Origin of the sequence: Geminicoccus flavidas (genome assembly GCF_009806515.1) — a bacterium.
GTDB classification, from domain to species: domain Bacteria; phylum Pseudomonadota; class Alphaproteobacteria; order Geminicoccales; family Geminicoccaceae; genus Geminicoccus; species Geminicoccus flavidus.
On the sequence record NZ_WUJP01000841.1, the window covers coordinates 1 to 9126 of the forward strand.

At 69.5% G+C, this 9126-nt stretch carries 8 protein-coding genes and 1 pseudogene; 6 read left to right on the plus strand and 3 right to left on the minus strand.

The genetic code is table 11. The features are described from left to right. Positions 1–132: pseudogene (locus tag EQG76_RS33655) on the plus strand (arsenical resistance protein ArsH); the annotation flags it as partial. Positions 133–187: 55 nt separating this feature from the next. Here the strand turns inward: EQG76_RS33655 and denD are convergent. Next, positions 188–1162, minus strand: coding sequence for a D-erythronate dehydrogenase (denD, locus tag EQG76_RS24135; protein ID WP_159717101.1), 975 nt, complete (start codon positions 1160–1162; stop codon positions 188–190). A gap of 197 nt (positions 1163–1359) precedes the next feature. Between denD and EQG76_RS24140 the strand changes: the two genes are divergently transcribed. The 3 genes from EQG76_RS24140 to EQG76_RS24150 all read left to right on the plus strand — a co-directional run bounded on the left by EQG76_RS24140 (position 1360) and on the right by EQG76_RS24150 (position 4568). Further along, a complete protein-coding gene (locus EQG76_RS24140; RefSeq protein WP_235031539.1) occupies positions 1360–2652 on the plus strand; it encodes an ABC transporter substrate-binding protein in 1293 nt (430 codons plus the stop codon). A 73-nt stretch (positions 2653–2725) separates the two neighbouring features. Continuing rightward, positions 2726–3676, plus strand: a complete 951-nt coding sequence (locus tag EQG76_RS24145) for a carbohydrate ABC transporter permease (RefSeq protein WP_159717103.1) — start codon at positions 2726–2728, stop codon at positions 3674–3676. Beyond that, positions 3669–4568 (plus strand): carbohydrate ABC transporter permease, encoded by a 900-nt coding sequence (locus tag EQG76_RS24150; protein WP_159717105.1) that lies wholly within the window; start codon positions 3669–3671, stop codon positions 4566–4568. Before EQG76_RS24145 ends, EQG76_RS24150 begins: the two co-directional genes overlap by 8 nt. Positions 4569–4637: 69 nt before the next feature. On the opposite strand, the gene EQG76_RS31815 is transcribed toward EQG76_RS24150, so the two are convergent. Both EQG76_RS31815 and EQG76_RS24160 read right to left on the minus strand, forming a co-directional pair. Beyond that, positions 4638–5990, minus strand: a complete 1353-nt coding sequence (locus EQG76_RS31815) for a glutathione S-transferase family protein (protein WP_200841072.1) — start codon at positions 5988–5990, stop codon at positions 4638–4640. After that, entirely contained in the window at positions 5987–6907 is a 921-nt protein-coding gene (locus EQG76_RS24160) for a ribokinase (RefSeq protein ID WP_159717107.1), read from the minus strand. Before EQG76_RS24160 ends, EQG76_RS31815 begins: the two co-directional genes overlap by 4 nt. Before the next feature lie 383 nt (positions 6908–7290). Here EQG76_RS24160 and EQG76_RS24165 point away from each other — a divergent pair, with 383 nt between their 5' ends. Then, positions 7291–8154 carry a hypothetical protein gene (locus EQG76_RS24165; protein ID WP_159717109.1) on the plus strand — a complete coding sequence of 288 codons (864 nt, stop codon included), beginning with the start codon at positions 7291–7293 and terminating at the stop codon, positions 8152–8154. Continuing rightward, entirely contained in the window at positions 8151–9107 is a 957-nt protein-coding gene (locus EQG76_RS24170) for an alpha/beta hydrolase (protein ID WP_159717111.1), read from the plus strand. Before EQG76_RS24165 ends, EQG76_RS24170 begins: the two co-directional genes overlap by 4 nt. Positions 9108–9126: the final 19 nt, after the last annotated feature.

Genomic DNA, 9126 nt, shown 5'->3' on the forward strand with positions numbered 1-9126 from the left:
TACTATGACCGCATCGTCGACGTGATGGAGGAACTGGTGCGCTTCACCCTGCTCACCCGTGGCCATGTCGACCAGCTGACCGACCGCTACAGCGAGCGCAAGGAGCGCTTCAGGCTTCCCGAAGCGATGTGAGTCCGCCAGTCGGCGGGAAACCCGGAAGGGCACCCGCCGCCAGGAACCCCGACCGCTACTTCGCCCAGTTGCCGCCGAGTTCGTCGTCGATATGCGCCTGGATGATCTCCTCCAGGCTGGTGTCGCGCTGGAAGCCCAGCTTCTCCGCTCGAGTCGGGGCGAAGGTGGTGGGCCAGCCGGCGACGATCTTCTGGATGAACGGGTCGGGCGTCCAGGTGACGCGGTCGACGACCTGCTTCGAGGTGACGCGCTCCAGGGCCGCCATCATCTGGGCCTGGGTGTAGGTGAGGCCCGGCAAGGTCAGCGAGCGGACCTGGCCGATCTCGTCAGACGGGATGGTCGCGGCGTGGATCAGGGCGTCGATCACCTTGCGCGGGGACAGGCTGTACATCCTGGCTTCCGGGGCCACCGGGCAGACCACGCTCTCGCCGGCCAGCGGCTCGCGCACGATCGAGCTGGCGAAGCTGGAGGCGGCGGCGTTCGGCCGGCCGGGGCGGACCACGATGGTGGGCAGGCGCAGCGAGCGGCCGTCGATCATGCCCTTGCGCGAGTAGTCGGCGACCAGCAGCTCGCAGGCGGCCTTCTGCGCGCCGTAGGAGGTCTGCGGGGTGAGGATCTGGGTGTCGGGGATCGGGTCGGGCAGCGGGCCGCCGAAGGCCGCGACCGAGGAGGTGAAGATCAGCTTGGGCACATGGCCGGCCCGGCGGGCGGCATCCAGCACGTTGAGCGTGCCGGTGAGGTTGACCCGATAGCCTAGGTCGAAATCCTGCTCGCATTCGCCGCTGACGGCGGAGGCCAGGTGCCAGACGATGCCGGGCTTGTTGCCCATGAGGATGCCCACCTGGGTGGGGGCGGACAGGTCGCCGGTGATCACCTCGACCCGGTCGTCCGTGGGCAGGCCCTGCGGGGCCACCACGTCGAAGCAGGTGATCCGCTCGATCTGCTCGCCGCCGACCCGGCCGTCCTTCAGGAGGCGGGCGATCAGCTTCCTGCCAATGAAGCCAGCCCCGCCCGTGACCAGAACGCGCATCCCCAATTCTCCCTGCCGCGCCTTCGCTGGCGATCTCCTAGCCCGCAACCGATCCCGTGACCATCGCGCCTTGACCGATCCCTTGGGGTTCCGCATGACAGGTCGGGTAACAAAGATGATTAATGCCTGCAGGGGAGGCGAACAGGATGCGGTCGTTCAACCGTCGATCCACCTTGGGACTGATGTCCGGAGGACTGATGGCCGGCGTGGCCGGCGGGACGCTGCTCGGCCGGGCTGCCCGGGCCGAGGTCGTGGCGGCCGACGTGCCGACTCCCGGCTACGAGATCGAGAGCGGTGCCGAGCTGCGCGTCTTGCGCCCCGCCAAGTTCGTGGCCGGCGACGAGGAACTGTTCCTGGCCAATTCCAAGAAGTTCACCGACCAGACCGGGGTGGCGGTCCGGGTCGACCAGGAAAGCTGGCAGGATCTCCGGCCGAAGACCGCCGTCGCCGCCAATGTCGGCACCGGGCCGGACATCGTGCTGGCCTGGAACGACGACCCGCACCAGTACCCGGAGAAGATCCTCGATCTAACCGATCTCGCCGACTATCTGGGCAAGAAATATGGCGGCTGGGCGCCGCTCGCCGAGACCATGGGCAAGGGGCCGGAGGGCAACTGGATCTGCATCCCCGTGGGTGCTTCCGGCGGCAAGATGGTCTACCGCGACTCCTGGATGAAGGAGGCCGGGTTCTCCGAGTTCCCGAAGGACACGGCGGGCTTTTTGGAGCTGGCCAAGGCGCTGCAGGGCATCGGCCACCCAGTAGGCTTCACCTTGGGCCAGGCCGAGGGCGACGCCAACACGTTCTGCCACTGGCTGCTCTGGGCGCATGGCGGTTCGGTGGTCGACGAGAACGGCAAGGTGACGCTGGATTCGCCGGAGACTCGCGCGGCGCTGGCCTATGGCACCGAGCTCTACAAGACCTTCATCCCCGGCACCCTGTCCTGGCTGGACCCGTCCAACAACAAGGCGTTCCTGGCCGGCGAGGTCTCGGTCGTTGCGAATGGCATCTCGGTCTATTACGCCGCCAAGACCTCGGACGACCCGAACGTCAAGGCGTTGGCCGAGGATATCGGCCATGCCGCTATGCCGATCGGCCCGGTCGGCCGGCCGACCGAGACGGCGCTGACCGTGAGCGGCATGATCTTCGGGCACACCAAGTATCCGAACGCCGCCAAGGAATATCTGCGCTTCATGATGGAGAAGGAGCAGTACGAGCCCTGGCAGGAGGCCAGCATTGGCTACTGGGCGCATTCGCTCAACGCCTATGACGGCAACCCGGTCTGGACCGTGGACCCCAAGCACACGCCGTATCAGAAGATCATGACCGAATCGCTGCCCTACGGGTACAAGGGGCCGCTGGGCTATGCGAGCGCCGGCACACTCGCCGATTACATCGTGGTGACCATGGTCTCCTCGGTTGTCAGCGGCGCTGCCTCGCCCGACGATGCGATTGCGGAAGCGACTCGCCGCGCCGAGCGCTATTATCGCTGAGCCTTGACCGGATGGCCGGGCCCGCCGTCGGCGGCCCGGCCACCGCACGATGCGCAATTCCCTGGGAGGAACCATGGCCAGCGCCGCCACTGTCTGGGACGGACGCCGCCCGGAACAGTCCTGGCTGTCGCGCAAGCTCGACGACCGTCGCGTGCTCGCTGCCCTGTTCATGCTGCCCGTGGCAGCCCTGCTCTTAACCTTCCTGAGCTACCCTCTGGGCCTGGGGGTCTGGCTGGGGTTCACCGACACCCGGATCGGCCGTGACGGCATCTGGATCGGGCTGGAGAACTATACCTACCTGTTCGAGGACCCGGTCTTCTGGCTCTCGGTGTTCAACACGATCGTCTACACGGTCCTGGCGACCATCCTGAAGTTCGGGCTGGGCCTGTGGCTGGCGCTGCTGCTAAACCACCATCTGCCGTTCAAGAGCCTGATCCGGGCCATCGTGCTGCTGCCCTGGATCGTGCCGACCGTGCTCTCGGCGATCGCGTTCTGGTGGATCTACGACCCGCAGTTCTCGATCATCTCCTATGTGCTGCGCGGCATCGGGATCATCGACACCAATATCGACTTCCTGGGCGAGCCGTGGAACGCCCGGCTGTCGCTGATCGCGGCCAATGTCTGGCGCGGCATCCCGTTCGTGGCGATCTCGCTGCTGGCGGGCCTGCAGACCATCTCGCCCTCGCTCTACGAGGCGGCGATGATCGACGGGGCCACTGCCTGGGAGCGGTTCGTCCACGTCACCGTGCCGATGCTGATGCCGATCCTGGCGGTCGTCCTGACCTTCTCGGTGCTGTTCACCTTCACCGACTTCCAGCTGGTCTACGCGATCACCCGCGGCGGGCCCAACAACGCCACCCATCTGATGGCGACGCTGGCCTTCCAGCGCGCGATCCCGGGCGGCTATCTGGGCGAGGGTGCGGCCATCGCGGTGGCGATGATCCCGTTCCTGGTCGCGTCCACCATCTTCTCCTATGTCGCGCTGGCGCGGCGCAAGTGGCAGCAAGGAGGCAGCGATGACTGAGGCCGCCGCCGAGAAGGCACCGGTGATCACCACCGAGCGCACTGGCGTGATCAACTGGGATTCGCTGCCGCGCCGGATGATGGTCATCTATGTCCCGCTCATCCTGTTCCTGCTGATCCTGCTGTTCCCGTTCTACTGGATGGTGATTACCGCGTTCAAACCGAACGCGGAACTCTACAACTTCACCGACTACAGCCCGTTCTGGGTGAGTTCACCGACGCTGGAGCACATCAACCGGCTCCTGTTCCAGACCGACTATCCGCGCTGGCTGTGGACCACGATGATGGTGGCGGTCGCCAGCACCTTCCTGTCGCTGTTCGTCTCGGTGCTGGCCGCCTATGCGGTGCAGCGGCTGCGCTTCAAGGGCAGCCAGTGGGTGGGGCTCGCCATCTATCTGGCCTATCTGGTCCCGCCCTCGATCCTGTTCATCCCGCTGGCGACCATGATCTTCAAGATGGGCCTCTATGACAGCCCGCTGGCGCTGATCCTGACCTATCCGACCTTCCTGGTGCCGTTCTGCACCTGGCTGCTGATCGGCTACTTCAAGTCGATCCCGTACGAACTCGAGGAATGTGCGCTGATCGACGGTGCCACGAGGCTGCAGATCATGTGGAAGGTGACGCTGCCTTTGGCGGTGCCGGGGCTGATCTCAGCCGGGATTTTCGCCTTCACCCTGTCCTGGAACGAGTTCATCTACGCGCTGGCTTTCATCCAGAGCTCGGAGAAGAAGACCGTGCCGGTCGCGGTGCTGACCCAGCTCGTCGAGGGCGACGTCTATCACTGGGGCTCGCTGATGGCCGGCGCGCTCTTGGGCTCGATCCCGGTGGCGCTGATCTACTCCTTCTTCGTCGACTACTATGTTTCGAGCCTGACCGGGGCGGTGAAGGAATGACCGGGCGGCCCGGCGTCATTTCGCCGGCCCCGACCCTGGCCGGGGCCGGCGCATTCAGCGGCGGCCCATTCAGCGGCGTCGTTGCGTCGAGAAGCCGATCGGCTTGATCGCGGCCGGGCGGCCTCCGCCCGGCGGCTCGGTCGGGTCGTCCGGGGGCTGGGCCTGTGGGTCGCGCTGGCGTCCGGTGCTGAGTGCCCGGGCAAACCGGTTCAAGGGCCGGCTGCCGGGCTCGCCCACCGTGCCCGGCCGGCGCAGGCGGAACAGGAACGGATCCTCGCCCTCCTCCGCAGGCTCGGCCCGCTCCGGCCGGGCCGGCTCCGCGGGCGGGGGTTCCGCCGGCGGCCGGACGGGTGCTCGCGGCTGGCGGACCGGTTGTGCCGGCGCCACCGGCTCGGGCGGTGCCGCGACGGGCGGTCGCGTGGGCGGCGCCGCGGTGCCGGGAGCGGATGCCCGCGTCGGCAGTGGCGGCAGGGAGGGTGCCGCTGGCGACGGGGCGATTCGCTCGAGGAACGGCAGCCGCCGCCAGCGGAGCACCGGTGGGTCCTCCAGATAGGTGATGGGCGGCCGGTCGACGTCCTCCAGCCGGGGCGGCGGTGGCGGTGGCGGGGAAGGGGGCTCCTCGACCGGCGGAGGTTCCTCCACTGGAGGTGTCGGCACCGGCGGCTCCTCGACCGGCGGGGCCGGCTGCGGTTCTGTCTGTTCCTGCGCCTGCTCGGCCGCTTCCGGGGCAATCAGGTGGGTGGGCGTGGCCAGCGGCGCCGCTGCCTGCACCGGCTGGAGGGCCTCTGCCAGCCATGCCTGACAGGCCGGCAGAGCCCCCAGGGCCCGGAAATAGCCGGTGGCGACCGGGTCGGCGGCCAGGGCCTGGCGGAGCACGCGGCCCAGCAACGGGGCCAGCATCGCATCGGCACCGCTGAACGTCCCGAACAGGAACGGCCCGCCGGCAGCGGCCAGATGCCGGTGCCGGTCGACCAGGCGCTGGAGGCGGCGCAGTTCCTCGGTGAGCCTCCCGATCGCACGCGGCTGCGGCAGCAGACCGTTCACCTCGCCCGCCGCCAGTGCCTGCAGGTGCTGAAAGCCATCCGCCGCCTCGGCCGCGACCGCCCGGGCCGCCGCACGGGCGGCGCGGTCGGCCGGCCAGACCCCGGCATGGCGCTCGGCCAGATGTTCCAGGATCGGCAAGGCACCCCAGACCAGCAGCCGGCCCGCATGGAGCAGCGGCACCTGGTCCTGGGACGGCTCGACCGCGAACGGCAGCCGGCCCGCCACCGGCACCGGCCGGAACGGCGCCTCCTCGAACGGGATGCCCAGCTGGCGCAGCACCAGCCAGACCGGGAGTGCCGGCGAGCCGGCCTGCCGGCTGCCCAGCACGAGGGAGGGTGCAGCCCCCTTGGTGCCGGCGGCCGCTCCCGGGGCCATCATCCGAGGCTTTCGGGCATGGGCAGCTGGCCGGCCCGCGCCTCGATCTCGGCCAGGGTCGGCTGGGCGCTCTGGGCACCCAGACGCTCGCAGGCCAGGGCCGCGCCCACCGCGGCACGGTGCAGCGCCAGGTCCAGGCCCAGGCCGCGGTCCAGGCAGGCGGCCAGCACGCCGGTGAACGCGTCGCCAGCACCGGTGGTGTCGACCGGATCGACCGGCAGGGCGCCGACCTGGAACAGCTTCTCGCCCTGCTGCGCGATCGCACCCCTGGCACCCAGCGTCACCACCACCGCGAGGTTGCGCCCCGCCACCAGCCGTGCCGCCAGCGCACGGACGTCACTGTCGCCCGCACCGGCATGGGCGGCGACGCGCGCCTCCAGTTCGTTCACCACCAGCACGTCAAGCGCATCCAGGACCTCGCCCGGCAGTGCCGCGGCGGGGGCCAGGTTCAGGATGGTCCGCGCCCCCCTGCCCCTGCCGCGCAGCAAGGCGCGAAAGCTCTCCTCCGTGCGGATCTCGTTCTGGCAGAGCAGCGTGGTGCCGGGCCCAAGGAGCTCGTCCGACACCTGGCCGGCATGAGTGTCGAGATTGGCGCCGGAGGCGACGATGATCTGGTTCTCGCCGTGCGCGTCCACCCCGATCACCGCAACCGCCGTGGGCCTGGGCGACACGACCAGGCCCGCGACCTCGACCCCGGCATCGGCCAGGAGCTGGCGGACCACTGGCCCATACGCGTCGTCGCCGACATGGCCGATGAAGTGGACCTCGGCCCCGGCCTTGGCCGCGGCTGCCGCCTGGTTGGCGCCCTTGCCGCCGGGTGCCATCGTGTAGGACGGGCAGAGCACGGTCTCGCCCGGTGCCGGCAGCGTCTGCACCGGGAACAGCAGGTCGGCGTTGATCGAGCCGGGAACGATGATCATGGCCGCATGCCTCCGCCCGCGCCTTGCCCGACCGATCCCCCAGATCCGATCGACGCAGAGCCGGTGATGCCGCCAACCGAGCGGCCTGTCCAGCCATGCCACGCTGGGGTGCCGACCCGCCAGATGCCTTGGCCTGGAGCATGTCCCCCGACACGAAGATTTGCCCAGCATTCATTTCCGGTTAACCGGGTGGTGCTAGAGAATGATGCGTCGCGCCGGGGCTGGCGACCGGTCGGATGAGGGCCGGCCAATCGCCGCACCTGGTTGCCAGGAAAGGGTGCCGGCTGCAGTTGGACCGTGCCGGCCGAGCCCGGTCCTCGTGCGCGACTGCAGGGCCGTGAGGGCTGGTACGGGCTGACTTTTGGGGGAGAAGGACGATTCTGTTGGACCGACGCCGCTTCGTCGCTGCTGCCACCGGCCTTGCGGCCGCGGGCGCGCTGCCTCCGCTGCTCGCGGCTGCACCGGCCCGGGCCGAGGCGAAGTTCCGGCTGTTCGACGCCATGCGCTTTGTCGGCAAGCCAGACAATCTCGTGGCCTGCGGGCTGACGCCGATCCGGGTCGTCTATGCCTACGAGTTCTGGCCGACCCGTAACTGGGACGAGCCGGACCTGGACCATGTCGAGACGAAGCTCGTGCCCAAGCTCCTGGGCGAGGGACACGACCGGATCGTCCTGGACATCGAGCACTGGGAAGGCGACGAGGTCGACAAGTTCGTCCAGATCATCGAACACATGCGCAAGCTGATGCCCAGGGTCCGACTGGGCTACTACTCGATGGTGCCGGTGCGCGACTACTGGGCCTTCCAGCCCGGCCGCGAAGGCCGGCTGATCGTCTACCAGCAGAAGGTCCAGCAGTGGCAGAAGCTCGCGGATGCGGTCGATGACCTCTATCCGACCCTCTATGCCTACTACAAGGACCGCGACGGCTGGATGCGGATGGCCGACGGCATGCTCGCCGCGGGCAAGGCGATCGGCAAGCCGATGTATCCGTTCCTTTGGCCGCAATACCATGACCACAACCGTAAGCTCGAGCTGGCCCTGATCGAGGGCGATTTCTGGCTGCAGCAGCTGGACAAGGTGAAGGACAGCGGCTGCGACGGCGCGGTGCTGTGGGGCACGATCGCGCCGGAGCGGACCACACCGGATGGCAGGCGCGCGCGCCTGAAATGGGATCCGGCGGCGGAGTGGTGGCTGCAGACCCGAGCGTTCGCCCGTGATGCCGGGCTCGCGGACAGCACCTGCACGTGACCCGCTACCCGCTCGATCCCGCGATCGACGCCTGGCTTCGGGAGGGCGAGCGGGTGGCCTCGCTGCCGCCTGGAGCCGGAATCGACGAGCAGCGTCGGGCCTATGCCCGGACCTGCCGGTATTTCGGCAGGCCGCACCCGCCGGGCCTGGTGACGGAGGACCGCCGCTTCGGCGACAGGTCCTGCCGGATCTACCGGCCGGCGCGGCCGCTGGGTGGCGGCATCCTGTGGTTCCACGGCGGCGGCTGGGTGGTGGGCGATCTCGACACCCATGACAGCGTGGTGGCGGACCTGGCGGATGCGACGGGCTGCGTCGCGGTGGCGGTGGATTATCGGCTGGCACCGGAGCACCCGTTCCCGGCCGCCTTCGACGACGCGCTGGCAGCCTATCTGGCAGTGCGGGCCGCCGCTGCCGGGCTGGGCATCGCGCCTGACCGGCTGCTGCTCGGCGGGGACAGCGCCGGCGGCAATCTCGCCGCCGCGGTGAGCCAAGCCTGCCGGGACCGGGGTCTGCCCATGCCGGCGGGGCAGCTGCTGGTCTATCCGGCCCTGTGCGCCGACGACACGCTGCCCTCGCGCAGCGCGATGGCCGACGCGCCCGGCCTGTCCGCCGCCGACATGCGCCACTACCTCCAGCTCTATCTGGGCCGCCCGCCCGAGCCCGCCGACCGCCACGACCTCCGCCTCCATCCGGGCGAGGCCGCGGAGCCCGCCGGCCTGCCGCCCACCTTCCTCACCGCCGCCGAATACGATCCCCTGGCCTCCGACGTCCTGGCCTATGCCGCACGCCTGCGCGCGGCCGGTGTCGCGGTCGACGCGGCGGTGGAAGCCGGCCTGCCCCATGCCTGGCTGCGTGCCCGCCACGTTGCAGCCCCCGCCGGGGCGGCCTTCCTCCGCCTGATAGCGGCGGCAAGACGCCTGAGCCTCGCCGACGATACCCAGCCACAGGCATGACCCGTGGAGGCAGGCGGGC

What these genes read in the sequence shown, in the direction of transcription:
- denD (WP_159717101.1), bottom strand. Translation starts at nt 1,162, where the DNA reads ATGCGCGTTCTGGTCACGGGCGGGGCTGGCTTCATTGGCAGGAAGCTG.
- EQG76_RS24140 (WP_235031539.1), top strand. Translation starts at nt 1,360, where the DNA reads ATGGCCGGCGTGGCCGGCGGGACGCTGCTCGGCCGGGCTGCCCGGGCC.
- EQG76_RS24145 (WP_159717103.1), top strand. Translation starts at nt 2,726, where the DNA reads ATGGCCAGCGCCGCCACTGTCTGGGACGGACGCCGCCCGGAACAGTCC.
- EQG76_RS24150 (WP_159717105.1), top strand. Translation starts at nt 3,669, where the DNA reads ATGACTGAGGCCGCCGCCGAGAAGGCACCGGTGATCACCACCGAGCGC.
- EQG76_RS31815 (WP_200841072.1), bottom strand. Translation starts at nt 5,990, where the DNA reads ATGATGGCCCCGGGAGCGGCCGCCGGCACCAAGGGGGCTGCACCCTCC.
- EQG76_RS24160 (WP_159717107.1), bottom strand. Translation starts at nt 6,907, where the DNA reads ATGATCATCGTTCCCGGCTCGATCAACGCCGACCTGCTGTTCCCGGTG.